The sequence below is a fragment of the Actibacterium sp. genome (assembly GCF_055134745.1).
Genome location: NZ_JBSRVX010000010.1, coordinates 50,325 through 75,859, shown reverse-complemented (window position 1 = coordinate 75,859; position 25,535 = coordinate 50,325). Strand labels below are relative to the sequence as shown.

The window sequence follows — 25,535 nt, the reverse complement described above, 5'->3', positions numbered from 1 at the left end:
GAGAATGGAATTAACAGGTGCAACGCTGGTGGCAGAGACCCTGAAACGGGCGGGTCTGGATACGTTCTTTTACATCATGGGGGCCCCCATGTTGCAGGCGGAATCCGAAAGCCTTGCGCGGGGGTTGCGTGGCATTGATGTGCGCCACGAACAGGCGGCGGTCATGGCGGCGCAGGCCTATACCAGGTTGCGTGGAAAACCGGCGGCCTGTATGGCGGCATCCGGGCCGGGTGTCACCAATTTCGTGACAGGCGCCGCCCATGCCTTGCATGACTGCATTCCTGTCTTGCTGCTGGGCGGGTCCAGCCCGCAGGACCAATCCGGCCGTGGTGTGTTTCAAGAGCTGGACCAGTTGGCGATGATGCGCCCCTGCGTGAAATGGGGCGAACGGGTGCATCATGCCGAACGGATTCCGGAACTGATCAACCGCGCGCTGAATATCGCGGTATCCGGCAAGCCTGGGCCGGTCTATCTGGATTTGCCTGCCGATATCCTGATGGAGTTGGTCGACGAGGACAAAGTCGTCTGGCCGGACCCCTTCAGCATGGAAAACCGTCCGCGTCCGGCATTGTCGGATAGTCTGGTCGATCGGATCATTGAAACGATCCAGGGTGCGGAACGTCCGATCATCGTCACGGGTGGCGGGGCGCTGGCATCGGGCGCAGGGGTTGAATTGCAAACCTTTGTGGAATCGACGGGCATTCCGTTCTTCACCACGCCGCAGGCGCGGGGCATCGTGCCCGACGATCATCCTTTGTGCTTTCTGTCGGCGCGGGCTTCGGCGTTTCGGCAGGCCGATCTGGTTTTGGTTCTGGGCACGCGAATGAACTATGTTTCGGGTCATATTTCGGCGCCACGTTTTGCCGCCGATGTCAAGATTGTGCGGATTGATGCCGACAGTCAGGAAATCGCCACCAGTGCCGGGCTGACGGTCGGAGCGGTTGCAGATCTGAAAACCGCCCTGTCGCAATTGAATGCGACCGGAAAATTGCCGGCCAGTTTCAGAGAGTGGACCGACACCCTGAAGGCAATCAATACCGAGAAATCGGCCAAGCAGGAACAGGCGCTGCAAAACAACGGCCAGCCGATCCACCCGCAGCGGCTGTGCCGCGAAGTGCGCGATTTTGCCAAGCGTGATGGAATTCTTGTGGTGGATGGTCAGGAAATTCTGAACTTTGGCCGCCAAACCATTCCCACTTTCATGCCCGCGCATCGGATCAATTCCGGCACGTTCGGCACGATGGGTGTCGGAATGCCCTTTGGCGTCGGCGCCAAGGTGGCCTGTCCCGATAATGAGGTCATCGTGCTGCATGGCGATGGTTCGTTCGGCATGAACGCGATGGAATTCGACACTGCCGTGCGGCACCGTTTGCCGGTGATCGTCATCATCAGCCAGAATGGCGGCTGGACCGGCGACCCGACACGCACCCAGGTGGGGCGCGATCTGGGCTATCCCAGCTATGAGCTGATGGCGCAGGCTTTGGGCGGGCATGGGGAGTTGGTGGAAGACCCCGATGATCTGCGACCGGCGCTGGAGCGCGCCCGCGCCGCAATCGCCGACGGCCGTCCGGCGCTTCTGAACGTCATTACCGATTGGCGGATCAAGGCGACCACGGTTGCGTTCACGCGCTATGTAACCTGAGGATGACGGGCGCCGCTATGCGACGCTTGACTCTGTGATGGCTAACTATAAACTAACAGGCGTTCGTATATGCGGTCAGGATCATGACGGCGTTTGGGAACGGGAGGGGCCCGCATGCACGTGGTGATAATTGATATGCAGGAACGGCTGGTGCCTGCCTTGCGTGACTGCGACCAGATGGTGCGCAAGGCGCAGATCCTTGCGCAGGCAGCGCAATTGCTGGATCAGGACCTGTCATTCACCGAGCAAAACCCCGACAAGCTGGGGCGCACCGTGGATGCCCTGCAATTGCAGCGCATGACGGTCGTGCCCAAGATGAGCTTTGACGCCAGCGCCCATGTTCCCAAGGGAGAGGCGCCTGTCGTCGTCGCGGGATGCGAGGCGCATATCTGCGTCAAGCAAACCGTTGACGGGCTGCTGGAACAGGGGCGTCGGGTGATCGTGGCAACAGATGCCATCGGGTCACGCAACCAGCCTGACTATGACGCGGCCCTGCGCGCGATGGATCGCGCCGGCGCTGAGCTGCAGACTGTCGAAATGATCGTGTTTGGTTGGATGAAAACGGCAGAACATCCACGGTTCAGGGAAATATCCCGCTTGATCAAATAAATACTACCGCCTTACGTGGTTCAGGCAGAACCTTGGGGCAAAAAGATCGCCAGCCGCATCAGGACGGAAGGCAAAACGCCAAGGGCCATAGTGGCCCCTACAACTGGGAGGAAATAAGATGATGAAGTCATTCTTGCGTGGTGCGGGCCTGGCCCTTGCCACGGGTCTGTTGGCGACGGTTGCCGTCGCGCAGGACACGGTTAATGTCCGGCTGTCGTTCCATCAGCCGAGCGGCAGCGATGCCTGGCAACAAGTTTACGTGCCTTATGCCGCCCGTCTTGAAGAATTGGGCGGCGGTCGCATCAAGGTCGAGACCTATCCCGACAGCGTGCTGCATTCGATCGGTGACGGGTTCAAGGCTCTGGCCGGTGACATCACCGACGTTGCCCCGGCTTTCCCGATCTATATGGCCAAAAGTTTCAATTTGATCCATGCGAACGAATTGCCGCGCGCCTTGCCTGCCAGCGATCAGGCCGCGACCCGCATCGTGAACGAGATGTATCCCGATTATTACCGCAAGGAATACGAGCGTCTGGGCGTCTATCTGGGATTTTACGTGGTGACGCCCGGCTATGACATCATCACCAAGGTGCCCGTCAACAAGATCGAAGATCTGAAAGGGTTGAAAATCCGCGCAGCGGGTGGCGGCATCACCAAAATGGTTGAAAGCCTTGGCATGACCCCGGTCACAATGACCATTGCAGATGCCTATACTGCGTTCCAGCAGGGCATTCTTGATGGGGTTATCCTGTCGACGGCCGATATGGTTACCTACCGTCTGCATGAAATCGGCAAGCACAACTTCCGCATTGGTATTGCCCGTGTGGCCATTCCGACCGCAATCAGCCCGAAGATGTATGACGCATTGCCGGACGACCTGAAAGCGGCGTTCGATACTGCCGGGCAGGAAGCTGCACGCGCCTATCCGAAGATGTACACCGATCTTACCAACCGCGCGCTGGAAGAAATGAAAGCCGCCGGTGTGACCATTGTGGACGTCAGCGATGAAGAGCTGAAAAAAGTCAGCGATATGCTGGCGCCGATGTATGCTGAATTCTTGGAAAAGAACAAGGATATGAAAGACCCCACTGCCCAGGAAGTTCTGGACAAGCTGGCAGAGCTTTCGGCCAAATACAGCGCGATGACCGATGAAGAAATCATCGCCTATGATGCTGCGAACCCGATCAAGGGCCTGCGGCCCTGATCAGAAACGGGGCGTGTTAGGGGTTATCCCCGGCGCGTCCCGAAGCCAATTTTGGCCCACGGCACAAGTCGGTCGTGGGCCAGTATTTTGCTGATGACAGCAACAAGGGGATAATGATGACTTTGCTGCGGTGGGTGTCGCGCGGGATGTTCTGGATTTCGGCCTATCTGTGCCTTCCGGTCATTCTTGCGGTTTTGTTCGTGGATGTGATCCTGCGTTACGCGTTCAATATGCCATTTGTCTGGTCGCAGGAACTGTGTTCATTCCTGTTGCTGGTCTCGCTGGTTTTTGCCCTGCCCGAGGCCTGGCTGCGCAATGTTCATATCAAGGCCGAATTCATGCAGGGTGCGCTGACGCCAACTGTCAAGAACTGGCTGGCGCGGCTGACATGGCTGCTGCTGGGCGTGTTTTCGGTTCTGGTGGCGCTGCAAACATGGAAAGACGGCAAGCTGATGATCCTGTTCGGCGAGGCATCGCCGGAACTTGACCTGCCGATTGTGTGGTTCCGGGGAATCGTCGGGGTCGCCGCCGCGCTGACCGCGTTGATTTCGTTGGCCATGATGTTCAGCGCCCATCCGGCGCAAGATGCCCCTGAAAGCGTGGAGTGACGCGATGATCATTGTCGGAATTCTGGGCTTCGTTGCCATCCTTGTCCTGATCGTGCTGGGCGTGCCGATCGGCCTTAGCCTGGCTGTTATCGGTGTTGGGGGTCTTGCCATCGTCAGCAGCCTTACGGCGGCCATGGCGCAATCCACCATCATTCTGTCGGCGGAAGGGGCGAATTTTCTGCTGCTTTCCTTGCCGTTCTATATTCTGATGGGCAATCTGATTCATCATACTGGTATTGCCAGTAACCTGTATCGCAGTGCGTCCATGTGGCTTAGCTGGCTGCCGGGCGGGTTGGCGATTGCATCGGTTTTTGCCTGCGCCGGATTCGGCGCGGTCAGCGGCTCAAGCACGGCGACCGCCCGCACCATGGGTGCCATCGTCATCCCTGAAATGAAGCGGAACGGTTACGGAATGCGTCTGGCGACAGGGGTGATTTCGGCATCTGGAACTTTGGGCATTCTGATCCCACCCAGCATCATCCTGGTCTTCTACGGGCTGATGACTGAAACCTCGATCGGGTCGCTGTTCGTGGCGGGAATTATTCCAGGCCTTTGTATCGCGCTGATCTTTTCGGTGATCGTCTTTGGCATAGCGGTCCTGAACCCGTCCGAAGCTGGTGATCGCAAGATGTATCAGGCCCCCAGTTGGTCTGACCGCATTCGTGCGCTGGGGCACATCGTTCCGGTTCTGGCAATTTTTGGCGTCATTCTGGGCGGGCTGTATTTCGGCATTTTCACCCCGACCGAGGCGTCAGCCTTTGGCGTGGTGGCAGTGCTGATCTATGGCGCGCTTGCTCGCAAGCTTTCGCTCTCTGCGATCCGCGACGCGCTGGCCGACAGTGCAGTAACCACGGCGATGCTGTTCCTGATCATCGTCGGCGGGCATCTGTTCACGCGGTTTCTGGCGCAGACCGGGCTGATGGGTGCGATGCTGGATTATCTGGTGTCCCTTAACCTGGGCTATGCGGAGTTCATCATTGCCATCACCATCTTCTATCTGCTGTTGGGATGTGTGCTGGACCTGTTCGGGATGCTGATCCTGACGGTGCCGATCCTGTTTCCACTGGTCACGGCGCTGGGCATAGATCCGGTCTGGTTCGGGATCTATATCGTGGTGATCGCCGAGGTGGCGCTGGTGACACCGCCGATTGGTGTGAACGTCTATGTCATCCAGTCAGTGGCGCGCGATGTTCCGCTGGGCACCATCTTCCGTGGATGTATGCCATTTGTGGTGGGGATGCTGGCCTTTGTGGCATTGCTGGCGATCTATCCTGAAATCGCTCTGTATCTGGTCAAGGACAACTAGGATAAAGGGCGGGGCGCAACTGCCCCGCCCGCCTGCATCACATCAGCCCTTGTTGCGCCAATCCCAGCGGGGCAGGCGTTTCTCATAAAAGCTGGCCATGCCTTCGGCGGCATCGGCGGAATCCCACATTTCGGCGACCCGTTCCACGGTATAGGTAAAGTTATCGTCGAATTCATGCTGATCGACATAAGAGATCAGGCGCTTGATGATGGCGACAGCGCCCGGCGCGCATCGCAGCGCCAGGTCGATTTCCTCTTCCACCGCCGCATCCAGTTGGTCTGCCGGAACTGCGCGGCTGAGCAGGCCATAGTTAACGGCCTCATCGCCTGAAAAGCCACGTGCATTCAGGAACAGACGGCGGGCATTCGCCTCGCCCATGCGTTTGACGACATAGGGCGCGATCATGCCGGGCACCATGCCGATGCGGGCCTCGGTAATGGCGAAATTGGCGTCGCTGATGCCGATGGCGATATCGCAGACCGATATCAGCCCGGTTCCGCCCGCATAGGCCGATCCGTTGATGCGGCCGATCAATGGCTTGGGAAGGGTATCAAGTTCGCGCAGCCAAAGCGCCAGTTTCTGGGCTTCGAATATTCTTTCGTCACGCGGCTTGCCGTTCTGGCTTTGCTGGTATTTGAAATCACCCCCGGCACAAAAGGCTTCGCCCTGACCGGAAAGGACGACAAGCCGCACGGCTGGGTCTGCAGCGAATTCGCGCAATACCTGGCGTGCTTCGTCATACATCTGGCCATTCATGGCATTGCGCACCTGTGGGCGGGCCAGTGTCAGATAGCCAACGCCGCGGGCGTCAATTTTTGCAGTAATCGCTTCATATTTCATTGAATGCTCCAAGGTGGTTGGCATAGTATTAATACGAACGTTTGTTCTTATCAAGAATGCCGGCACCCGCCGGGATAGACTTGGTCAAGTATCGCGTGCCCGTAAGGCCATCCATGGCCAACGGTCGCCGGCCGGATTGGCAAATGAAGAGGAATGACCGCTGATGGTGGATCGCAGCAAGACGGACGAATTGAAAGAACGTCGTGAAACCGCGCTGGCCGGGGGCCAAGGCAAGGTGCGGGAAAAATATATCGCACAGGGCAAAATGCTGGTCCGCGACCGGTTGGCAATGTTTTTCGATGACGGCTTTGAATTCGAAGACGGGCTTCTGGCCGGATCCGAACGCGGGCTGCCTGCGGATGGCATCGTCACCTGCATTGGCAAGGTCGAAGGGCGCGATGTGGCGGTGATCGCCAATGACATGACGGTCAAGGCCGGCACATGGGGCAAACAGGCGCTGATGAAGTTGAACCGGATGCAGGATCTGGCCTGCGAGGCGAAGATGCCGCTGGTTTATCTGGTCGACTCTGCCGGTGCCCGGATTGACGAACAAAAGGAACTGTTCCTGGGCCGCAATGGCTGGGGCAATATCTTTTACAATCAGGTCAGAATCTCGGGCGTCATTCCGCAGATCTGTGTGCTGTTTGGTCCGTCGCCCGCCGGCGCGGCCTATGTTCCGGCGCTGTGTGATCTGACGATCATGGTCGACAAGCAGGCCACGGCCTATCTGGGGTCGCCCCGCATGGCCAAGATGACCATTTTTGAAGACGTCAGCGAAGAGCAGATGGGCGGCGCGCGGCTGCATTGTGCTGTCAGTGGCGTTGGCGATGTGCTGGTGAAAAGCGACGCGGAAGGCCTGCAAAGCGTCAAGGACTATCTGCGCTTCCTGCCCGATAACTGGATGGAGCGCCCCCAGGTCATCGCGGCCAGGCCGCCCGCGGCATCCCGGTCGATCGCAGATATCGTTCCGGTGCATCAGAACGTCGCCTATGACGTGCACGAGTTGATCGAGGCCCTGGTGGATGGCGACAGTTTTTATGAGGTCAAGGCGAATTTCGCCAAGGAAATCACCATCGGGCTGGCGCGGTTGGGCGGCATGTCGGTCGGGATCGTTGCCAATAATTCCAAGCACAAGGGCGGGGTGCTGTTCAATGACACCTCGGACAAGGCGGCGCGGTTCATCTGGATGTGCAACGCCTTCAATGTGCCCTTGCTGTTTCTGCAGGATATCAGCGGCTATATGATCGGCAGTTCGGTGGAAAAGGCGGGCATCATCCGCCATGGCGCCAAGCTGCTGTCTGCCGTTTGCGAGGCCACAGTGCCGCGCATTTCGGTGCTGGTGCGCAAGGCCTATGGCGGGGGCTATCTGGCGATGTCGGGTGCGCCCACCCATCCTGACGCGATGCTTGCCTTGCCGACCGCCATGCCGGCCCTTGTCGGCCCCGAGGCGGCGGTGAATGCGATCTATTTCAATCAGATCATGGAATTGCCCGAGGCCGAGCGCGCAAAGTTCGTTGCTGAAAAGCGTGATGAATATGCCAAGGATGTGGATGTCTATGCCGCCGCCGCCGACAGTTTCGCCGTTGAAGATGTTGTCGAGCCCGATAACCTGCGCGACGACCTGATCCGGCGCTTCAGAATTTACAGCCGTCGCGACAGTGCCGTCATCCAGCGCCGTTCGGCGGTGCACCCCGTTTGATCAGAAAGGATCTGAACCATGTCCAGAAATATCCAGTCACCCATGGCCGGCACCATCTTCAAGATAGAGGTCGCCGAAGGTGACGAATTCGATTTCGGCGATGTTGTCGTCATTCTTGAATCGATGAAAATGGAAATCAACATCGAGGCAGACGATGCCGGAACGGTTGAAAAGATACTCGTGACCGAAGGTCAAAGCGTCGACGCCGGAACGCCGCTTTTCAGTTTCACCTGACACGCTTATCCGGGGAGGAGCCGCTATGATGAGTATGACGGTCGGGGCGCATATTGCGCATAATGCCGGCAGATTTCCTGACAAGACGGCGTTGATCCAGGATGCGCGCCGTTTGTCCTATCGCGGGCTTGATGAGGCCAGCAACAGGCTGGCCAATACGCTGATCGCGCGCGGGCTGGATGTGCAGGATCGCGTGGTCATTCTGGCGGAATCGAGCATCGACTGGGTTATCCTCTATGCGGGTATTACCAAGGCCGGTGCGATCGCCGTGCCTGTCAATTATCGTCTGACCGCGCCCGAAATCGCGACAACCGTCAGCGACTGTCAGGCGCGGATGATGTTCGTGACCGAAGATTTGCGCGCGCTTGCCCCGCCTGCCGACAGCGTGGAAACGATTATTGACCTTGGGCAGGGCGGGCTGGAGGCCTTCATCAAGGATGCCGTCGCCACGCCGCCCGCTGTCGAGGTTTCCCCGTCCTATGTGCAGGCGATCCTGTATACGGGGGGCACCACGGGCAAATCCAAGGGTGCGATGCTGACGCATGAAAACATTTTCTGGAATACGCTGAACGAAGTCGTCGATACCGATATGCATGAAGACGACAACACCTTGCTGGCCACGCCTTTGCACCATGCCGCTGCGCTGAACTGCTGGCTGCTGCCGCATCTTTACCTTGGGGCCACGGCAACGATCCTGCCCAAATTCTCGCCCGAAGGGATGATAGACGCGATTGAACGTTATCGGGCCACGAATGCCTTCATGCCGCCGTCAATGGCGCGCGACATCTTTGGGCATCCAAAGGCGCAGACAGCGGATCTGTCGTCATTCGAACGCTGGTATGTGGGCGGGGCCAACCTGTCGCGCAAGGATCGCGCGGCAATTCATGACCTGATCCAGGGCGTGCAGATCTATTTTCAATACGGTCTGACCGAAGCTGGGGTCATCGTCACCGTCCTGAAGGAAAAGGATTATGAAAAAGCCCCGGAATCAATCGGGCGTGCCTTCCTGAACAGCGAAGTGAAAATTCTGACTGAAACGCTGGAGGACGCCAAGACGGGCGAGGTCGGCGAGATTGCAGTGCGCGGGCCGACCGTCATGAAAGGATATTACAACAATCCCGAGGCCACCCGCGCAACCTTTCATGATGGCTGGCTGCGCACTGGTGACATGGGTGCGATGGATGAAAACGGTTTTGTACGCTTTCATGATCGGCTCAAGGATATGGTGAAAACGGGTGGGCTGAACGTTTATTCGCAAGAGGTCGAGCAGGTATTGCTGCGCCACCCGTCGGTGCGCGAGGCCGCAATTCTGGGGTTGCCCAGCGACGAATGGGGTGAAGAGGTTACAGCCGTGATCGTTGTGCATGACGGGCATGCCGAGGATCCGGCCGCGATAGTCGCCTTCGCCAGGACCGAGCTGGCAGGCTACAAGGTGCCCAAGAGGATCATTTTCTTGCCCTATGACGAGTTGCCGATCAATTACAGTGGCAAGACAATGAAGCGCGAATTGCGCGACCGGTTTCTGAAGCAAAGTGTCTAAGCGCGAAAAAGGGTCTCACATGTCCTATGGGGAAATACTGGCCGGCAAGCGGGTGCTTGTAACAGGCGCGGGTCAGGGCAACGGGCGCGCGATCGCCATTGGCATGGCTGCGGCCGGGGCGCATGTGCTGGTGGCGGATATCAACCTTGAAACCGCCCGCGATACCGTCGCCGCGCTTGGCGGAACACCATCGGATGCCTGTGCGATTGACATATCCGACCGCGGCGGATGCCGGGCGGTGGCACAGCAGATCGCGCAGGGCGGCCCGATAGATGTTCTGGTGAACAATGCCGGCATTCTGTTGCGCGGCCCGATGGATCAGCCTGATGCAGATGCCTTCTGGGACAAGACTTTGGCCGTGAATGTGACGGGCACCTATAACATGGTGCAGGCCTTTCTGCAGCAGCTTCGTCAGACGCGTGGCACGATCATCAATGTGGGCTCTATCCAGTCGTTTCTGGCGACGCCCAATTCCGCCGCCTATACAGCTTCGAAAGGGGCGGTGTTGCAATTCACGCGGGCGCTGGCGGCCGAACTGGCCCCGGATGGTATTCGCGTGAATGGACTCGCGCCGGGCGTCATGCGCACACCCATGACGATCGAGACGCTGGCGGACGATCGCAAGCGCACAGGATTGCTGAAGCATGTGCCGATGAACCGGGTGGGCGAACCGGAAGAACTGGTGGGGCCGGCTGTCTTTCTGGCCAGCGATATGTCCAGCTATGTCACGGGCGTGATGTTGCCTGTGGATGGGGGATATCTTAGCGTCTGACGGACTTTGCATTCGGGGGTTATCATGCGGACAGTTGGATCGAACGGCGAAGCCACGGAAAAGATGTTGCGCGTGGTTGGGGTCCGGCTGATTGCGAAATATGGATATGAGGCCGTCAGCCTGCGGATGCTGGCGAAAGAAGTCGGGATTCAGGCCGGATCTCTGTATAATTATATCAATAACAAGCAGGAATTCCTGTTCGACCTGTTGCAGTCGATCATCACGGATCTGTTCGATGACATGGATGCCCGGATGTCGGGGGTCGAAGACCCGTTGGAGCGGCTGAAGGTGTTTGTCGCCGTTCACATCGAATTTCACACCCGGCGCAAGGATGAAGTGTTCATCGGCAACATGGAACTGCGCAGCCTGTCCGACGAGCACCGGAAAATCATTGTCGGCATGCGCAACAGGTATGAACAGCTTTTGGGCGATATCATTCAGGCCGGGCTGGACACCGGCCAGTTCCACGTGCGGGATGGGCATGTTGCAAAATTGGCCATACTGGCGATGCTGACAGGTGTCAGCCACTGGTACAAACCATCGGGGCGGCTGCGGATCGGGGCCTTGATCGACGAGTATACCGAATTTGCAATGGCGATCCTGCAGGCCGACACACCATCATGAGTGGTGGAACAAAGCCGTCGGATGACTGGATTTCGCCCTGGCGCCCTATGATTGCGGCCATCGGGCAGGATCTGGCGCTGCGCCCTGACAGCCCCGCGCCTGACGCAATCGACGCCTCATCGCTGCGCCGCTTTCTGGAGCCGCTGGAGTTCACCTGCGGGCTGCACAGCGTTGCCGTGCAGGCGCGGAATGCGGGCTATCGCGACATGATCGCGCCGGTCAGCAGCCTGATGGCTTTCGTCCAGCCCCCGGTCTGGGATGGTGGCAGTAGTGCCTGGGCCGATGCCGCCAAAGATGCCTTGCCTGGATTTGCCGGGCAGGCAACGGGGTTTGCCCTGGTTCCGCCCGGCGCGCAGTTCTTTGCGACAGCTTTCGATGCCGATTATCTGGCACCGGCCTATCTGGGGGACAGGCTGCGCCGGGTGGGGCGCGTGTTGATTTCATGTGTGCCCAAACAGACCAGCGTCGGCCGCGGCGTCTTTGCTGTGCTGGAATCGCGGATCGTGGACCAGGCACAGCAGCATATTGCGACTGTTCGCGTGACGATGTTTGTCTTTCATCCGTATCAGTCTAAAGCGGGGGCAGCATGAACCCGGCCGATCGCAGGCACTATTGGCAAGATTTCGCTGTTGGCGACGTTGTGCCAGCCGTGGAATTTCCGTTGCCCGTGCATCGGCTTATCGTGGCGGCAGGCGGCAATCGTGATTTCAACGCGATCCATCATAACAGCCGCGCCGCCCAGGCTTCGGGTGCGCCTGATATCTATGCCAACAATATTTTCCTGATGGGGATGTGGGAACGTACGATCCGCGAATTTGTGGGGTGCCTTGGGCAGATCACGGCGGTGCGCAATATGACGATGCGGCGGTTCAATGTCGCGGGCGAGACCGTTGTCACGCGGGGGCGGGTTGAAAGGGTCTGGTCGGAAAATGATGCAGGGCTGGTGGAAATCAGTATCGAGAGCGTGAACAATGGCGTCTTGACGGTGGGCCCGGGCAGCGTAATGGTGCGCCTTCCCTTCAGGCGCGATTGAAAGTTCTGCCCATGCTGCGATACGTTTTCATGCTGACAATTGCCTTGTCGGCTTGGGCCGGGGCTGCAGCGGCCGAACCGCAAAAGCTGTTGGTGGCAGTCGCGTCAAACTTTCTGGACACCGCGCAAGAGCTGATGCCGCTTTTCGCAGCGGAATATCCTTATCAGATTGAATTCACCTCTGGCTCTACCGGAAAACTTTATGCGCAGATCGCGGCGGGTGCACCTTTTGCTGTGCTGCTGGCCGCCGATCAGGCGACGCCGGCGCGCCTGGTCGATCAGGGGTTGGCGGAGGGGGCGACACAGTTCACCTATGCCTATGGCCGCCTGACATTATGGTCGCCAGATCCGCATGGTATCGCGCCAGACGGCGCGATCTGGCTGTCGCGGGGGGCGTTCGATCATCTGGCCATCGCAAATCCTGATCTGGCACCCTATGGCGTGGCGGCCATGCAGACCCTGCGCGCGCTGGGCCTGGCGGATACGCTGAAAGGGAAGATCGTGACCGGCGAAAATATTGCGCAAGCCTTTGCCCTGACCGCCACAGGCAATGCTCAGGCCGGGCTGGTGGCCTTGTCTTTGGTGCAAAGCGCGCGAAACGCCCATCCCGGCAGTCGCTGGGACGTGCCCGAAACACTGTATGACCCGATCCGCCAGGATGCAGTCTTGCTGAAAGCGGGGGCCGATGATCCGGTGGCAAAGGAATTTCTGGTATTTTTACAAAGCCCTGCCGCACAGGCGCTTATTGCCGGGGCGGGTTATGGCATAGATAGTCCCACAGATTGACAAACCGGAAGCGATGGTCGACTCCGTCAGGGGGACCAACGGACGGGGCCTATGACGGATCAATGGGAATTCTGGATCGACCGGGGCGGCACCTTTACCGATATTGTTGCCCGTCATCCCGATGGGGCGCTTTCGACCGCCAAGTATCTTTCTGAAAATCCAGAGCTGTATGCAGATGCCGCGATCCATGGCATTCGGCTTGCGATGGGGCTGACCCCGGATCAGCCAATAGAACCCCATGCCATACGTGCCATCAAGATGGGAACAACCGTCGCGACGAACGCCCTGCTGGAACGCAAGGGCGCGCCGGTTCTTCTGATGATAACGCAGGGTTTCGGCGATCTGCTGCGCATCGGGTATCAGACCCGTCCGCGCCTGTTCGATCTGCATATCCGCCGCCCTGACCTGCTGTATGAACACATGGTCGAGGTGAACGAACGTCTGTCGGCGGATGGAACAGTGCTGCGCGATCTGGAGCCAACTCTTTCCCGTGCCGCGCTGCAGTCGGCGTTTGATGCGGGTTTTCGTGGTGTGGCGATCGCATTGATGCATTCTTATTTAAACCCCGTTCACGAACTGGCGCTTGGAGAGATGGCGCGCCAGATCGGGTTTGCGCAGATATCGCTCAGCCATCAGGTTTCCCCACTGATCAAGCTGGTAGGGCGGGGCGATACAGCTGTGGTGGATGCCTATCTGTCGCCGATATTGCGCCGTTATGTCGCGCAGGTGACAGGCGCGCTGGACAGCGGCTGCGATCGGCTGCTGTTCATGCAATCCAATGGGGGGCTGACGGATGCCAGCCTGTTTCAGGGCAAGGATGCCATCCTTTCAGGTCCGGCGGGCGGGATCGTTGGCATGGTGCGCACCGCAATTCAGGCCGGATTCGACAGGCTTATCGGGTTCGACATGGGGGGCACCTCGACCGATGTCAGCCATTTCGCAGGCAATTATGAACGTAGTTTCGAAACCGAGGTTGCCGGGGTGCGAATGCGCGCGCCCATGATGGATATCCACACGGTTGCCGCTGGTGGCGGGTCCATCTGCACCTTTCGCGACGGGCGTTTCCAGGTTGGCCCCGAAAGCGCGGGCGCAGATCCAGGGCCGGCGTGCTATCGTCGCGATGGGCCGCTGACGGTGACAGATTGCAACGTCATGCTTGGCAAGCTGAATCCCGATCATTTCCCGCATGTATTCGGGCCGAATGGCAACGAACCGTTGGATGTCGCCGTGGTCCGCCGCAAGTTCGGCATCCTGGCGCGGCAGATTGCCGATGAAACGGGCCAACCCGTGCAGCCCGCTGTCGCGATTGCCCAAGGGTTTTTGCGGATCGCGGTCGATAACATGGCCAATGCCATCAAGAAGATCAGCGTTCAGCGTGGCCACGATGTGACGCAGTATACGTTGCAGTGTTTTGGTGGCGCGGGTGGGCAGCATGCGTGTCTTGTCGCCGATGCGCTGGGCATGACGCGCGTCTTCGTGCATCCGTTCGCGGGGGTGTTGTCGGCCTATGGGATGGGGTTGGCTGATATCCGCGCGCTGCGCGAGGGGCAGCTGGACCTGCCGCTTGAACAGATCGGCGCGGCAAACGATCTGCTTGACCGTCTTACAGCCGATGCCAAGGCCGAGGTGGTGGCGCAGAATGTGCCGGTGTCTGCGATTCAAACCCTGGTCCGGGCACATCTGCGCTATGTCGGGTCGCATCAGACCCTGGAGGTTTCGCTTGGCCCGGCATCCCTGATGCGTTCGGAATTTGAAAAGGCACATCAGGCGCGTTTCGGCTTTGCATCGCGCGATCATGACATCGTGATAGACATGCTGACGGTCGAGGCGATCGGGCGGGCCGGGGAAACTGTATCACTGAACCCACCGATGACAGAGGTCACGGAAAAGAACATCGTTCATATAACTTTTGCGAATGAACCGGTCGAGGTGCCCATATATACACGCAGCACATTGCGTGCCGGGACTGCAATACAAGGCCCCGCCATCATCGCAGAGCCGACCGGCACCACGATCGTTGAGCCCGGATGGGCCGCGCGGGTCGATGCAACGGCGAATCTGGTACTTGAACGCATGGCCGCGATCGAACGCTTGCCCGCGCAAGGCACGCAAGTGGATCCGGTTTTGCTAGAGGTGTTCAACAATCTGTTCATGTCGGTTGCCGACCAGATGGGGGCCACGCTTGCCAATACCGCCTGGTCGGTGAACATCAAGGAACGGCTTGATTTTTCCTGCGCGATCTTTGATGCGCAAGGCGATCTTGTCGCCAATGCCCCGCATGTGCCTGTGCATCTTGGGTCGATGTCCGACAGTATCCGGACGGTGATGCGCCGCAATGCCGGCCGGGTCAAGCCGGGGGATGCTTTCATGCTGAACGCCCCCTATGACGGCGGCACGCATTTGCCTGATGTCACGGTGGTCACGCCGGTTTTCGTGGGCGATGACATCGGCTTTTGGTTGGGATCGCGGGGCCACCATGCTGATATCGGTGGGCGCACGCCCGGCTCGTCGCCCCCCGACAGCAGCCATATTGATGATGAGGGCGTTCTCATCGACAATATCCGCCTTGTTTCGGGCGGGCAGTTTCAGGACCATCTTGTGCGGCAGGTTCTGTCGTCGGGCCGCTATCCTTGCAGGAACGTCCTGCAGAATGTCGCTGACCTGAAGGCCCAGATCGCGGCGAATGAAACCGGTCGGCTGGCCCTCCTTGATGTGATCGCGACCTATGGCGCGGATGTCGTTGCCGCATATATGAAATATGTTCAGGATAATGCTGCGGAAGCTGTGCGTGGGGTCATTGACCGCCTGGGCAATGGGAAATGCACCTATCCCATGGATAACGGCGCGGTGATCCGTGTCGCGGTGCGGGTCAACCGGGACACCCGTCAGGCGGTGGTCGATTTCACAGGGACCAGCGGCCAGCAGGCCGGTAACTACAATGCGCCGCTTTCGATTTGTCGGGCCGTCGTTCTATATGTTTTCCGCTGCCTTGTCGGGGCCGATATCCCGCTGAATGAAGGTTGCCTTGCGCCCCTGACGATCATCGCACCCGAAGGAAGCATGCTGAATCCGCGCTATCCCGCCGCAGTGATCGCCGGCAATACCGAGGTCAGCCAGGCCGCCTGCAATGCCCTTTTCGGGGCCTTGGGCGCTATGGCCGCGTCACAGGGAACGATGAACAATTTCATCTGGGGAAATCAGGCCTTTCAGAACTATGAAACCATCGCAGGGGGCACGGGGGCGGGCCCCGGTTTTGACGGTTGTGATGCTGTGCAAAGCCATATGACCAATACCCGCATGACCGACCCGGAAGTTCTGGAAAAGCGGTTTCCGGTCCGACTGGAACGGTTCGCCATTCGTAAAGGATCCGGCGGGGCTGGGCGCTGGTCGGGCGGCAATGGAGTGCGGCGCGAGGTGCGGTTTCTTGAGCCTGTTACTGTGACCACGCTGTGTTCACATCGAACGGTAAAACCCTTTGGCGTGAAGGGGGGTGAACCTGGTTCACCGGGGAGTAATTCTGCGATTCTGCCCGATGGCACGCAGGTCGATTTACGTGGGAATGATCAGATCGACCTGCCGGCTGGTGGTCTGTTTGTGATGGAAACGCCGGGCGGTGGCGGCTGGGGCGAACCCTAGATCGGGCCGGTGATCATCCAGGGCGTTTCAAACCGGTATTCTTGCAGATTTCTGGTATCACCGATCCTGTCCACCACAGCGAACAGGCCAGGGGCAAAAAGGGGGGTCAGCACGCCATGCCATGTGCCACGATGAAAGTTTATTGCCTGTCCGGGGGCGGTGACAAAGGCAAGCGGTGATCCGGGAACGCCGTTCATATCTAGCGTCACGATCACCAGAAACGGGTGCTGCGTCATCGGGATGAAGGTCTGGCTGCCGTCGGGGTGGCGTTCGACCATGTCCAGAACCAGCGGCAATTTGCGGGGCTGCGCATCGAACAGGCTGACGCCGGCGCGCCCGTCGGGGCCGAATTCCAGCCGCGCGCGGTCGTGATACCGCCCGCACAGGCCCTGATTGATGATCCTGTCCGGCTGACCGGATGTATCAAGCACATCGCCAAACGGCGCAAAGGCCGCCACCGTCAGTGGGCGGGTGTGAACCACGTGCCCCGTCACGGCAGTTGTAATTTCGGATGCCGGTTCACATCCTTATACAGCAAATACCGGAACGGCCGCCGCCCCGCCGCATAACAGGCCTGTGGGCAGAAGGCGCGCAGCCACAGGAAATCGCCCTCGGCCACTTCGACCCAATCCTGGTTCAGCAGGTAAACACCGCGGCCCTGCAGCACATACAGCCCATGTTCCATCACATGGGTTTCGGCAAAGGGGATCGTGCCGCCGGGCAAAAATGTAACGATGTTCACATGCATGTCGTGGCGCAGATCGGCGGGATCGGCAAAGCGGGTGGTCAGCCAGTATCCTTGGGTATCGGGCATGCCTTGCGGCCTCACCGCCTGATCTGATGTGACAAAAGATGCAGGTGCGTCCAGCCCCGGGGCGGGTTCATATTTCTTGCGGATCCACACAAAGGTTGCAGGCGTGTCGGCGGTGTTGGCGATGGTCCAGGCGCTGTCAGGCCCGATAAAGGCATAGCCGCCGGGGGCCATTTCATGCGTTACCTCGTCAATCACCAGCCGCAACTGTCCCGCCAGAACGAAGATCACAGCCTCGGCCCCCGCTTCGGGTTCGGGGTGGTCAGAGCCCCCGCCGGGTGAAACTTCGACAATATATTGCGCGAATGTCTCGGCAAAACCGCTGAGCGGGCGCGCCAGTATCCAGGCGCGGCTGGCGGTCCATCCAGGCAGAAAGCTGGTAACGATATCCGACATCACGCCGCGCGGGATCACGGCATAGGATGTGGTGAACACCGCGCGTTCGCGCGCCCGCTGGTTCTGATCGGGCAGCCCGCCGGCGGGCGCGTAATAGGTGTGCGGCAGTTGGTCCGGGCTGTTCATTTCAGTTTGTCTTTCAGGCGGTGCAGGGCGATGCGTTCGACCTGTGTGCAGGCGGTGTCGAATTCAGTCTCGGCGGTTCGGTCAATCCGGTCCTGAAAGGCCGCCATGATCGTTGCCTTGGTATTCTCTTTCACCGCGATGATGAAGGGGAAGCCGAATTTTTGCTGATAGGCCGCGTTCAGGCGCAGGAACTCGGCACGCTCGTCATCATGCAGTGCGTCCAGCCCGGCGCTGGCCTGTTCGGCGGTGCTGTCGGGGGTCAGCCGTTTGGCAGCGGCCAGTTTTCCGGCCAGATCGGGATGGGCACGCAAGACCGACAGTTTCGCATCATGCCCTGCCGCGCGAAATGCCCGGCACAGTACCGAATGCACCCCGATGGCGGTATCATGCGCGGGGCCCAGTTCCAGATCATAGGCGCGTTCGGCCACCCAGGGCGAATGTTCGAACACGCCGCCAAAGGCCGCGACGAAATCGTCGCGCGACATTTCCGACGGGCGTTCAAATTCTGCGGGAGGGTGGTGTGCCGTCCAGTGATGCGCGATGTCGATGCGCCGGGCAAACCAGACATCGGCATGGTCTTGGGCATATTCGATGAACCGGCGCAGCGCCTGCACCCGGCCTGGCCGCCCGATCAGACGGCAATGCAGCCCCACCGACAGCATCCTGGCCTGCCCAGCCACACCTTCGGCATAGAGCGCGTCAAAACTGTCTTTGAGATAGGTAAAAAACTGATCGCCCGCGTTGAACCCCTGCGGCGTGGCAAAGCGCATGTCATTGGCATCCAGCGTATAGGGGATCAGCAACTGGTCGCGGCCCGCGTGTCGGCGCCAATAGGGCAGATCGTCGGAATAGATATCGGCGATATAGTCGAACCCGCCCTCGGCGGTGGCCAGATCGACGGTATTGACCGAACAGCGCCCGGTATACCAGCCGCGCGGGCGTTCGCCTGTCACTTCGGTATGCAGCTTGATCGCGGCCAGCATGTCTGCGCGTTCGGCTTGCGGATCGCTATCCTTGTATTCGATCCATTTCAGCCCGTGGCTGGCGATTTCCCAATTCGCATCCTGCATCGCCGCCACCTGTTCGGGCGAGCGCGCAAGTGCGGTGGCCACACCGTAAACCGTGACCGGCACCCCCATTTCGGTGAGCAGCCGGTGCAACCGCCAGAACCCGGCGCGGCTGCCGTATTCATAAATCGATTCCATGTTCCAATGCCGCTGGCCGGGCCATGGGGCGGCCCCGACGATTTCCGACAGAAACGCCTCGGATGCGGTATCGCCGTGCAGGATGTTGTTCTCGCCGCCCTCCTCATAGTTGACGACAAACTGCAGCGCGATCTTCGCGCCATTCGGCCAGCGCGGATCTGGCGGGGTGGCGCCATAGCCAAGCATATCGCGGATATATCTGGGCGGTGTTTCCGGCATTGAGTATTTTCCTGAACCTGCAGGGCGAATCTGGCCCGACTGGCGCGCCAAAGCAAGCCATGGCGTGCACGGCCAAGGTTCGGGATTGCCAGATGCTGTCATTTCGATCAGCTTGTGATGGCCAGCCGCAAAGGGATCGTATTGATGAGCAATGGCTTTCTGACCACCCATGTTCTGGACACCGCCCGTGGGGTTCCGGCGCAGGGAGTTGAAATTACCCTGTATCGGGTGTCGGGCGATACTTTGCGCCAGCTTGCCAAGGGTATCACCAATGCCGATGGGCGCACCGATGATCCGATCCTGCCCGCCGGGCGGTTCGAGGCCGGAACATATGAATTGATCTTTGCCGCCGGCGATTATCTGCGTGCCAGCGGCCAGGCGGGGGCCGATCCGCTGTTCCTGGACCAGGTGCCGATCAGGTTCGGGGTCAGCAACCCAGATGCGCATTATCATGTGCCCTTGTTGCTGTCGCCCTATGGGTATTCCACCTATCGGGGCAGTTGACCGTCTGGCCGCATGGTCAAATTCGCCCGCAAATTGTTCATTCCGCGGCAAAAGCCGTGCCATGCCCACCTGACGGAAAGACATGTCTTTCCCGGTGAAACCGCCCGGTATAGCCTTTGGTATAACGGACAAGGGGCAAGCCAATGCTGGAACTGGTGCTGATCGAAGAATGGGCGCAATTCGCGGTGCGTTGGCTGCATGTCATCACCGCGATCGCCTGGATCGGATCATCCTTCTATTTCATCGCGCTGGATCTGGGCCTGCACCGCGATCGCCAACTGGCCAGCGGGGCCGATGGCGAAGAATGGCAGGTGCATGGCGGCGGCTTCTATCACATCCAGAAATACCTGATCGCGCCCGCGCATCTGCCGGATCATCTGGTCTGGTTCAAATGGGAAAGCTATGCCACCTGGTTGTCGGGTTTTGCGATGCTGGTGCTGGTCTATTATCTGGGCGCGGATCTGTATCTGGTTGACCCTGCCGTTCTGGACCTGCCGATCTGGGGTGCGATCCTGATCTCGCTGGGCTCATTGGCCTTTGGATGGCTTGCCTATGATTTCATCTGCAAATCCCGGTTTGGCGACGACAACACACGGCTGATGGTATTTCTTTTCGTGGTGCTGGTGGCGATGGCGTGGGGCTATACGCAGGTGTTCAGCGGGCGCGCGGCGCTGCTGCATCTGGGGGCATTCACCGCCACGATCATGTCGGCCAATGTATTCATGGTGATCATTCCCAACCAGAAAATCGTTGTGGCCGATCTGAAGGCGGGCCGCACGCCCGATCCCAAATACGGCAAGATCGCCAAACAAAGATCGACGCATAATAATTATCTGACGCTGCCTGTGGTCTTCCTGATGCTGTCAAACCACTATCCGCTGGCCTTTGCATCGCAATACAACTGGATCATCGCCAGCCTTGTCTTTCTGATGGGTGTCACGATCCGGCATTATTTCAACACGATCCATGCGCGCAAGGGCAATCCACGCTGGACATGGGCCGCGACGCTGGCGCTTTTCGTGGCGATCATGGGGCTGTCTCTGGCGCCACTTTATGCTGAGCCAGAGCCGGACGAGGATGCAGCTTTGACCGGCCCTGCATTGAAATTCGCCAGTGTCGAAGGGTTCGAGGACGTATATTCCACGGTTCTGGGTCGTTGTTCGATGTGTCATTCATCGCAACCCGGTTACGGCCGTATCCTTTGGGCCCCCAAGGGCGTGCGGCTGGAAACCGAGGCCGATGTCGCCCGCCATGCACGCCAGATTTTCATGCAGGCGGGCATCACCCATGCCATGCCCCCCGCCAATATATCCTATATGGAACCGCAAGAGCGACAGATGATCGTTGACTGGTATCTGGCTGGCGTAAAGGGCTGACTATTCGGCCGCCGTCACGCAATCTGCGATGGTCCGGGCCAGGCCTGTCAGAAGGGCGTCGTAGAGATCCGTGCCGGGCCGCAGGGCGGTGCCTTCGGGATCCAGCGGCTGTCCAAGCCGAACCGGTGTGTTTTCGATCACCACCCGAAGATAGGCCGGATCGTGCTGTGCTTCGGGAAAGGCGCAGACGGCACCTTGATCGGCCATCTGGGCGCGAAGATCAGTCAGACGTTGCGCGCCAGGGGCCGCTGCATCGCCCCCACTGATATGTCCAATGATGTTCAGGCCGAACGCCCGTTCAAAATAGCCATAGGCATCATGGAACACCAGAATGGGCGTATCGCCGACAGGGGCCAGGATCGCGGCAGTTCTGCTGCGGGTCTGTTCAATGTGTTTAAGGGCCGCGATCGCGTTGCGGGTATATGTGTCGGCATTGTCGGGATCTGCGGCCGCAAGTGCCTGCTGCATCGCGATGATCCAGGCGCTGGCGCTGGCGGGATCAAGCCAGGCATGGGGGTCGCCGCCTTCGTGGTCATGGTCGGTCTCCTTGCCATGATCTGCGCTATTTTCGGCCGTTTCCAGGGGCAGGGTTCCCGCTGCTTGCAGCAGTGGCACGATCTGTCTTTTGGCTTTGCCGCCTTCCAGCGCGTGGTCAAGCCATGGTGTCATCTGGGGGCCGATCCAGAACACCACATCGGCCTGCTCCAGTGCCGCGGCCTGCGATGGGCGCATCTGAAAGTGATGCGGATCGGCACCCTGATCCATCAGAACGGCAGGCTGGCCGAGATCGCCCATCACCATCGCCGCAAGGGATTGCACAACTGCAAAATCTGTAATCACGCGCGGGGCATCGGCCCGTGCAGGGGCCGCAAGGATTGTCAGGCAAAGGGCAAGAAACAGTCGCATTCAGTTCATCCTTGTCTTGATCATCGGGCCATGATTAACGTTATACTATATCATACTTTGCCATTGGAAAAGAGTATTGTTATAATATATCATGGATTGATGGAAGGACGCCATGGTCTCAAGCGCACAAAAGGCATTCTTGAAGCATGATCATGCGGCTTGCGCAGATTCTGTGCTGGCGCAGGCTGACAGGGTGGCGCGTGCGTCTGGTCTGCGGCTGACGCCGGTGCGCCGGCGCACGCTGGAAATCCTGCTCGAGGCGCATCAGGCGATGGGGGCCTATGAGGTGCTTGAGCGGCTTTCGGATGATGGATTCGGCAAACAGCCACCTGTGGCCTATCGCGCGCTGGATTTCCTTGTGGAGCATGGGCTGGCCCATCGCATCCGCCGCCTGAATGCCTTTACCGCCTGCATGACCCCCGGTCAGCCGCATAACCCTGCGTTCTTCATCTGCACCGGTTGCAACCATGTGGCCGAGGCCCCCGGTGCCGATGTGGCGCGCGCGATGGGGCAGGCCGCCGAAACGGTCGGCTTCGATATTCAGCGCCTGAGTATCGAAGCCGCCGGTCTGTGCCCTGCTTGCCGGGCCGTATCATGAGCCTGATCGCCGCCAGCGCCGTCAGTATCCGCTATGGTGGGGCGGCCGTTTTGCATGATGTGGATTTTCACATCGAGCCGGACGAAATAGTGACCCTGGTCGGCCCCAATGGATCAGGTAAATCCACCCTTCTGCGCGCGCTGCTGGGCATCGTGCAGCCCTTTTCCGGCAGTGTCACCCGGCAAAAGGGGCTGGTGATCGGTTACATGCCACAGCGGTTGGCGATCGACGGGCGCATGCCGATGACGGTGCAGCGCTTCCTATCGCTGCCGCGCCGCCAGCATCGCGACGATATGGCAGCGATGCTGGCGCGGGTCGGGGTGCCCGACACTGCAGATCAACAGATGCAGACGCTGTCGGGCGGGCAATTCCAGCGGGTGCTGTTGGCGCGCGCCTTGCTGATGCAGCCGCAGATTCTGATCATGGATGAGCCGACCCAAGGCTTGGACCAGCCCGGAACGGCGGCCTTTTATCAACTGATCGAGGATGTCCGACGCGACACCGGGGCGGCCATTCTGATGGTCAGCCATGATCTGCATGTTGTGATGCGGGCCTCGGATCGGGTGATCTGTCTGAATGGCCATGTCTGTTGCGAAGGCACACCGACGGTGGTGTCTAATGCGCCGGAATATCGGGCACTGTTCGGGCTTGGCACCGGCGGGGCCTTTGCGCTGTATCAGCACGCGCATGACCACGACCACGATCATGACCACGCGGTGCCCCATGCCGGATGAGTTTCTGATCCGCGCGGCCCTTGCCGGCCTTGGCGTGGCACTGGCTGCCGGGCCGCTGGGCTGTTTCGTGGTCTGGCGCCGCATGGCCTATTTCGGCGAGGCGACCAGCCATGCCGCCATTCTGGGCGTCGCGCTGGCGCTGGCGCTGTCGGTCAATATCTTTGCGGGCACACTGGCCGTTGCGCTTGTCATGGCTTTGTCTGTCAGTGCGCTGACCGGGCGGGGTATGGCGATGGATACCACGCTGGGTGTGCTGGCCCATGCCGCGCTGGCCTTTGGTCTGGTGGGGGTGTCGTTCCTGCACGGCGTGCGGGTCGATCTGTCAGCCTATCTTTTTGGCGATATCCTGGTGGTTGGCTGGTCTGATCTGGGGTTCATCTGGGCCGGGGTTCTGGCGGTGCTGGCGCTGCTGTTCTGGCGGTGGTCGGCATTGTTGACCGCGACCCTCAGTGAAGAGCTGGCGCAGGCCTCGGGCATTGATCCGGGCCGCGAACGGCTGGTGCTGACGCTGGCGATGGCGCTGGTCGTGGCGGTGGCGATCAAGGTGATCGGGGCGCTTTTGATCGTTGCCATGCTGATTATCCCGGCCGCAGCGGCCCGGCGCGCATCATGCAGCCCCGAAGGCATGGCGGCGCTGTCGGTCGGGCTGGGGGCGCTGGCCATACTGGGCGGGCTGTGGGCCGCGTTGCGACTGGATACGCCTGCCGGGCCCAGCATCGTGGCCACCGCCGCCCTGATCTTTGCGGCGATGCTGGTCTTGCCGCGCCGGGCGTGATCGTCTTTCGTTTGCGGGGCGCGGGCGTTAAGCTGCGGCGCAGAAAAAGGAGCCGACATGCCCCAAAACCCCGGCCCGGATCAACCCGCCGCCTTTTTGCACGCCCTGTTCGCGCGGGCCGTGGCGGCGGCCGATCCGATGCTTTGCGTCCCTGCGGCGCTGCCGCCCCGCCCCGGCGGGCGCGTTCTGGTGGTAGGGGCGGGCAAGGCATCGGCCCGGATGGCCGAGGCTGTCGAAACCGTCTGGGGGCCGGTGCCGGGGCTGGTGATTACCCGCTATGGCTATGCGCGGCCCACGCAGCAGATCGAGATCGTGCAGGCCGCCCATCCGGTGCCCGATGCCGCCGGTCAGGCTGCAACGGCCCGGATTTTGAATCTTTTGCGCGGCTTGGGGCCTGAAGATACGGTTCTGGCGCTGATATCGGGGGGCGGTTCGGCCCTGTTGGTGCAGCCTGCGGGCAACGTGACCCTGGCGCAAAAACAGCAAGTGAACGCCGCGCTTTTGGCCAGTGGCGCGCGGATATCGGAAATGAACACGGTTCGAAAACACCTGAGCCGCGTCAAGGGCGGGCAATTGGCAGCCGCGGCTTTTCCGGCGCAGATGCTAGCGCTGATGATTTCGGATGTGCCCGGCGATGATCCGGCTGTTATTGCTTCGGGGCCGACGGTGGGCGATGACAGCACGCCGGATCAGGCAGCGGCCATTCTGGCGCGCTATGATATCGCGGTGCCGCAATCTGTGGTTGATGTGTTGAACGGCCCTGCCGGTGTGATGCGCCCTGATGCCGCGCGGCTGGCGGCGGTGGAAAACCGGGTGATCTCCGCCCCGGCGCAATCGCTGGCCGCCGCCGCAGAAATGGCGCAGGCCGCCGGGTGCCGCATCGACATTCTGGGTGACGCGATCGAGGGCGAGGCCCGCGATACCGCCCGCACCCACGCGGCCCATGCGCTGCAAATCGCAGCGGCGATGGGGGCGGGCGATGCGCCGGTTCTTCTGCTATCGGGCGGCGAATGCACCGTCACCCGCCGGGGCGCCGGGCTGGGGGGGCCGAATGCCGAATATGTTCTGGCGCTGGCCATTGCCCTGAACGGTGCGCCTGGCATTTACGCGCTGGCCTGCGATACCGACGGCGTCGACGGCGCGGCCGAGGTCGCCGGCGCCATCGCCACCCCCACCACCCTGACCCGCGCCACTGTCCTTGGTGTGCGCGCGCAGGATGCGCTGGCCGATAATGACAGCCACGGCTTTTTCGCCGCCCTGGGCGATCAGGTCGTCACGGGGCCGACCCTGACAAATGTGAATGATTTTCGCGCCATTCTGATCCGGCCGGCACAGTGACATCTGCCCGCAATT

General features: G+C 60.1%; 25 protein-coding genes. 20 read left to right on the top strand and 5 right to left on the bottom strand.

Translation table 11 applies throughout. The features are described 5' to 3' along the window. The first annotated feature begins 4 nt into the window (after window positions 1-4). The 5 genes from ACTCHC_RS02015 (at window position 5) to ACTCHC_RS01995 (ending at window position 5,369) form a co-directional block, all read left to right on the top strand. A complete protein-coding gene (locus tag ACTCHC_RS02015) occupies window positions 5-1,642 on the top strand; it encodes a thiamine pyrophosphate-binding protein (protein ID WP_463020776.1) in 1,638 nt (545 codons plus the stop codon). Between the two features lie 114 nt (window positions 1,643-1,756). Next, a complete protein-coding gene (locus tag ACTCHC_RS02010; RefSeq protein ID WP_463020775.1) occupies window positions 1,757-2,251 on the top strand; it encodes an isochorismatase family protein in 495 nt (164 codons plus the stop codon). 118 nt (window positions 2,252-2,369) lie between these two features. Then, a complete protein-coding gene (locus ACTCHC_RS02005) occupies window positions 2,370-3,455 on the top strand; it encodes a TRAP transporter substrate-binding protein (RefSeq protein WP_463020774.1) in 1,086 nt (361 codons plus the stop codon). Window positions 3,456-3,571: 116 nt separating this feature from the next. Continuing rightward, a complete protein-coding gene (locus tag ACTCHC_RS02000) occupies window positions 3,572-4,063 on the top strand; it encodes a TRAP transporter small permease (protein WP_463020773.1) in 492 nt (163 codons plus the stop codon). Between the two features lie 4 nt (window positions 4,064-4,067). Then, window positions 4,068-5,369 (top strand): TRAP transporter large permease, encoded by a 1,302-nt coding sequence (locus tag ACTCHC_RS01995; protein WP_463020772.1) that lies wholly within the window; start codon window positions 4,068-4,070, stop codon window positions 5,367-5,369. Window positions 5,370-5,411: 42 nt separating this feature from the next. Here the strand turns inward: ACTCHC_RS01995 and ACTCHC_RS01990 are convergent, their stop codons facing one another. Next, window positions 5,412-6,209: an enoyl-CoA hydratase-related protein gene (locus ACTCHC_RS01990; protein WP_463020771.1), complete on the bottom strand. Its 798-nt coding sequence runs from the start codon at window positions 6,207-6,209 to the stop codon at window positions 5,412-5,414. Between the two features lie 163 nt (window positions 6,210-6,372). On the opposite strand from ACTCHC_RS01990, the gene ACTCHC_RS01985 reads away from it, so the two are divergent. From ACTCHC_RS01985 to ACTCHC_RS01945, 9 genes are read left to right on the top strand one after another with little or no spacing between them, the layout of a single operon-like run. Continuing rightward, window positions 6,373-7,908, top strand: coding sequence for an acyl-CoA carboxylase subunit beta (locus ACTCHC_RS01985; protein WP_463020770.1), 1,536 nt, complete (start codon window positions 6,373-6,375; stop codon window positions 7,906-7,908). 18 nt (window positions 7,909-7,926) lie between these two features. Further along, window positions 7,927-8,142 (top strand): acyl-CoA carboxylase biotin carboxyl carrier protein subunit, encoded by a 216-nt coding sequence (locus ACTCHC_RS01980; protein ID WP_463020769.1) that lies wholly within the window; start codon window positions 7,927-7,929, stop codon window positions 8,140-8,142. Window positions 8,143-8,170: 28 nt separating this feature from the next. Continuing rightward, window positions 8,171-9,682: a class I adenylate-forming enzyme family protein gene (locus tag ACTCHC_RS01975; RefSeq protein ID WP_463020768.1), complete on the top strand. Its 1,512-nt coding sequence runs from the start codon at window positions 8,171-8,173 to the stop codon at window positions 9,680-9,682. A 19-nt stretch (window positions 9,683-9,701) separates the two neighbouring features. Beyond that, window positions 9,702-10,454 carry an SDR family NAD(P)-dependent oxidoreductase gene (locus ACTCHC_RS01970; RefSeq protein ID WP_463020767.1) on the top strand — a complete coding sequence of 251 codons (753 nt, stop codon included), beginning with the start codon at window positions 9,702-9,704 and terminating at the stop codon, window positions 10,452-10,454. A gap of 24 nt (window positions 10,455-10,478) precedes the next feature. Next, window positions 10,479-11,078: a TetR/AcrR family transcriptional regulator gene (locus ACTCHC_RS01965; RefSeq protein WP_463020766.1), complete on the top strand. Its 600-nt coding sequence runs from the start codon at window positions 10,479-10,481 to the stop codon at window positions 11,076-11,078. Then, complete coding sequence (locus ACTCHC_RS01960) at window positions 11,075-11,668, top strand: PaaI family thioesterase (protein ID WP_463020765.1); 594 nt, start codon at window positions 11,075-11,077, stop codon at window positions 11,666-11,668. Before ACTCHC_RS01965 ends, ACTCHC_RS01960 begins: the two co-directional genes overlap by 4 nt. After that, window positions 11,665-12,111 (top strand): hotdog family protein, encoded by a 447-nt coding sequence (locus tag ACTCHC_RS01955; protein ID WP_463020764.1) that lies wholly within the window; start codon window positions 11,665-11,667, stop codon window positions 12,109-12,111. Before ACTCHC_RS01960 ends, ACTCHC_RS01955 begins: the two co-directional genes overlap by 4 nt. Window positions 12,112-12,122: 11 nt before the next feature. Beyond that, the gene (modA, locus tag ACTCHC_RS01950) at window positions 12,123-12,896 is read left to right on the top strand and encodes a molybdate ABC transporter substrate-binding protein (RefSeq protein ID WP_463020763.1); all 774 of its coding nucleotides are present in this window, start codon (window positions 12,123-12,125) and stop codon (window positions 12,894-12,896) included. A gap of 51 nt (window positions 12,897-12,947) precedes the next feature. Beyond that, window positions 12,948-16,532: a hydantoinase B/oxoprolinase family protein gene (locus tag ACTCHC_RS01945; RefSeq protein ID WP_463020762.1), complete on the top strand. Its 3,585-nt coding sequence runs from the start codon at window positions 12,948-12,950 to the stop codon at window positions 16,530-16,532. Here ACTCHC_RS01945 and ACTCHC_RS01940 read toward each other — a convergent pair. The 3 genes from ACTCHC_RS01940 to puuE are packed head-to-tail and all read right to left on the bottom strand — an operon-like array spanning window position 16,529 to window position 19,289. Next, window positions 16,529-17,014, bottom strand: a complete 486-nt coding sequence (locus ACTCHC_RS01940) for an ureidoglycolate lyase (RefSeq protein WP_463020761.1) — start codon at window positions 17,012-17,014, stop codon at window positions 16,529-16,531. The genes ACTCHC_RS01945 and ACTCHC_RS01940 overlap by 4 nt on opposite strands. 8 nt (window positions 17,015-17,022) lie before the next feature. Next, a complete protein-coding gene (locus ACTCHC_RS01935; RefSeq protein ID WP_463020760.1) occupies window positions 17,023-17,865 on the bottom strand; it encodes a bifunctional allantoicase/(S)-ureidoglycine aminohydrolase in 843 nt (280 codons plus the stop codon). Further along, a complete protein-coding gene (gene puuE, locus ACTCHC_RS01930; protein WP_463020759.1) occupies window positions 17,862-19,289 on the bottom strand; it encodes an allantoinase PuuE in 1,428 nt (475 codons plus the stop codon). The genes ACTCHC_RS01935 and puuE overlap by 4 nt, the downstream gene beginning before the upstream one ends. A 144-nt stretch (window positions 19,290-19,433) precedes the next feature. On the opposite strand from puuE, the gene uraH reads away from it, so the two are divergent. Next, entirely contained in the window at window positions 19,434-19,793 is a 360-nt protein-coding gene (gene uraH, locus ACTCHC_RS01925) for a hydroxyisourate hydrolase (protein ID WP_463020811.1), read from the top strand. A gap of 143 nt (window positions 19,794-19,936) precedes the next feature. Continuing rightward, window positions 19,937-21,169, top strand: coding sequence for a urate hydroxylase PuuD (locus ACTCHC_RS01920; protein WP_463020758.1), 1,233 nt, complete (start codon window positions 19,937-19,939; stop codon window positions 21,167-21,169). Here ACTCHC_RS01920 and ACTCHC_RS01915 read toward each other — a convergent pair whose 3' ends face one another. Then, the gene (locus ACTCHC_RS01915; protein WP_463020757.1) at window positions 21,170-22,075 is read right to left on the bottom strand and encodes a zinc ABC transporter substrate-binding protein; all 906 of its coding nucleotides are present in this window, start codon (window positions 22,073-22,075) and stop codon (window positions 21,170-21,172) included. 112 nt (window positions 22,076-22,187) lie between these two features. Between ACTCHC_RS01915 and ACTCHC_RS01910 the strand changes: the two genes are divergently transcribed. From ACTCHC_RS01910 to ACTCHC_RS01895, 4 genes are read left to right on the top strand one after another with little or no spacing between them, the layout of a single operon-like run. Then, window positions 22,188-22,673 (top strand): Fur family transcriptional regulator, encoded by a 486-nt coding sequence (locus ACTCHC_RS01910; RefSeq protein WP_463020756.1) that lies wholly within the window; start codon window positions 22,188-22,190, stop codon window positions 22,671-22,673. After that, window positions 22,670-23,407 (top strand): metal ABC transporter ATP-binding protein, encoded by a 738-nt coding sequence (locus ACTCHC_RS01905; RefSeq protein WP_463020755.1) that lies wholly within the window; start codon window positions 22,670-22,672, stop codon window positions 23,405-23,407. Before ACTCHC_RS01910 ends, ACTCHC_RS01905 begins: the two co-directional genes overlap by 4 nt. Then, the gene (locus tag ACTCHC_RS01900) at window positions 23,397-24,182 is read left to right on the top strand and encodes an iron chelate uptake ABC transporter family permease subunit (RefSeq protein WP_463020810.1); all 786 of its coding nucleotides are present in this window, start codon (window positions 23,397-23,399) and stop codon (window positions 24,180-24,182) included. Before ACTCHC_RS01905 ends, ACTCHC_RS01900 begins: the two co-directional genes overlap by 11 nt. Window positions 24,183-24,239: 57 nt before the next feature. After that, window positions 24,240-25,520 carry a glycerate kinase type-2 family protein gene (locus ACTCHC_RS01895; RefSeq protein ID WP_463020754.1) on the top strand — a complete coding sequence of 427 codons (1,281 nt, stop codon included), beginning with the start codon at window positions 24,240-24,242 and terminating at the stop codon, window positions 25,518-25,520. Window positions 25,521-25,535 lie beyond the last annotated feature (15 nt).

Excerpts from the sequence above, each read along its gene's own strand:
- uraH (WP_463020811.1), top strand. The coding sequence starts at position 19,434 with ATGAGCAATGGCTTTCTGACCACCCATGTTCTGGACACCGCCCGTGGG.
- puuE (WP_463020759.1), bottom strand. The coding sequence starts at position 19,289 with ATGCCGGAAACACCGCCCAGATATATCCGCGATATGCTTGGCTATGGC.
- ACTCHC_RS01905 (WP_463020755.1), top strand. The coding sequence starts at position 22,670 with ATGAGCCTGATCGCCGCCAGCGCCGTCAGTATCCGCTATGGTGGGGCG.
- ACTCHC_RS01965 (WP_463020766.1), top strand. The coding sequence starts at position 10,479 with ATGCGGACAGTTGGATCGAACGGCGAAGCCACGGAAAAGATGTTGCGC.
- ACTCHC_RS01895 (WP_463020754.1), top strand. The coding sequence starts at position 24,240 with ATGCCCCAAAACCCCGGCCCGGATCAACCCGCCGCCTTTTTGCACGCC.
- ACTCHC_RS01975 (WP_463020768.1), top strand. The coding sequence starts at position 8,171 with ATGAGTATGACGGTCGGGGCGCATATTGCGCATAATGCCGGCAGATTT.
- ACTCHC_RS02005 (WP_463020774.1), top strand. The coding sequence starts at position 2,370 with ATGATGAAGTCATTCTTGCGTGGTGCGGGCCTGGCCCTTGCCACGGGT.
- ACTCHC_RS01970 (WP_463020767.1), top strand. The coding sequence starts at position 9,702 with ATGTCCTATGGGGAAATACTGGCCGGCAAGCGGGTGCTTGTAACAGGC.
- ACTCHC_RS02000 (WP_463020773.1), top strand. The coding sequence starts at position 3,572 with ATGACTTTGCTGCGGTGGGTGTCGCGCGGGATGTTCTGGATTTCGGCC.
- ACTCHC_RS01920 (WP_463020758.1), top strand. The coding sequence starts at position 19,937 with ATGCTGGAACTGGTGCTGATCGAAGAATGGGCGCAATTCGCGGTGCGT.
- ACTCHC_RS01980 (WP_463020769.1), top strand. The coding sequence starts at position 7,927 with ATGTCCAGAAATATCCAGTCACCCATGGCCGGCACCATCTTCAAGATA.
- modA (WP_463020763.1), top strand. The coding sequence starts at position 12,123 with ATGCTGCGATACGTTTTCATGCTGACAATTGCCTTGTCGGCTTGGGCC.
- ACTCHC_RS02010 (WP_463020775.1), top strand. The coding sequence starts at position 1,757 with ATGCACGTGGTGATAATTGATATGCAGGAACGGCTGGTGCCTGCCTTG.
- ACTCHC_RS01900 (WP_463020810.1), top strand. The coding sequence starts at position 23,397 with ATGCCGGATGAGTTTCTGATCCGCGCGGCCCTTGCCGGCCTTGGCGTG.
- ACTCHC_RS01910 (WP_463020756.1), top strand. The coding sequence starts at position 22,188 with ATGGTCTCAAGCGCACAAAAGGCATTCTTGAAGCATGATCATGCGGCT.
- ACTCHC_RS01955 (WP_463020764.1), top strand. The coding sequence starts at position 11,665 with ATGAACCCGGCCGATCGCAGGCACTATTGGCAAGATTTCGCTGTTGGC.
- ACTCHC_RS01945 (WP_463020762.1), top strand. The coding sequence starts at position 12,948 with ATGACGGATCAATGGGAATTCTGGATCGACCGGGGCGGCACCTTTACC.
- ACTCHC_RS01935 (WP_463020760.1), bottom strand. The coding sequence starts at position 17,865 with ATGAACAGCCCGGACCAACTGCCGCACACCTATTACGCGCCCGCCGGC.
- ACTCHC_RS01915 (WP_463020757.1), bottom strand. The coding sequence starts at position 22,075 with ATGCGACTGTTTCTTGCCCTTTGCCTGACAATCCTTGCGGCCCCTGCA.
- ACTCHC_RS02015 (WP_463020776.1), top strand. The coding sequence starts at position 5 with ATGGAATTAACAGGTGCAACGCTGGTGGCAGAGACCCTGAAACGGGCG.
- ACTCHC_RS01990 (WP_463020771.1), bottom strand. The coding sequence starts at position 6,209 with ATGAAATATGAAGCGATTACTGCAAAAATTGACGCCCGCGGCGTTGGC.
- ACTCHC_RS01960 (WP_463020765.1), top strand. The coding sequence starts at position 11,075 with ATGAGTGGTGGAACAAAGCCGTCGGATGACTGGATTTCGCCCTGGCGC.
- ACTCHC_RS01985 (WP_463020770.1), top strand. The coding sequence starts at position 6,373 with ATGGTGGATCGCAGCAAGACGGACGAATTGAAAGAACGTCGTGAAACC.
- ACTCHC_RS01995 (WP_463020772.1), top strand. The coding sequence starts at position 4,068 with ATGATCATTGTCGGAATTCTGGGCTTCGTTGCCATCCTTGTCCTGATC.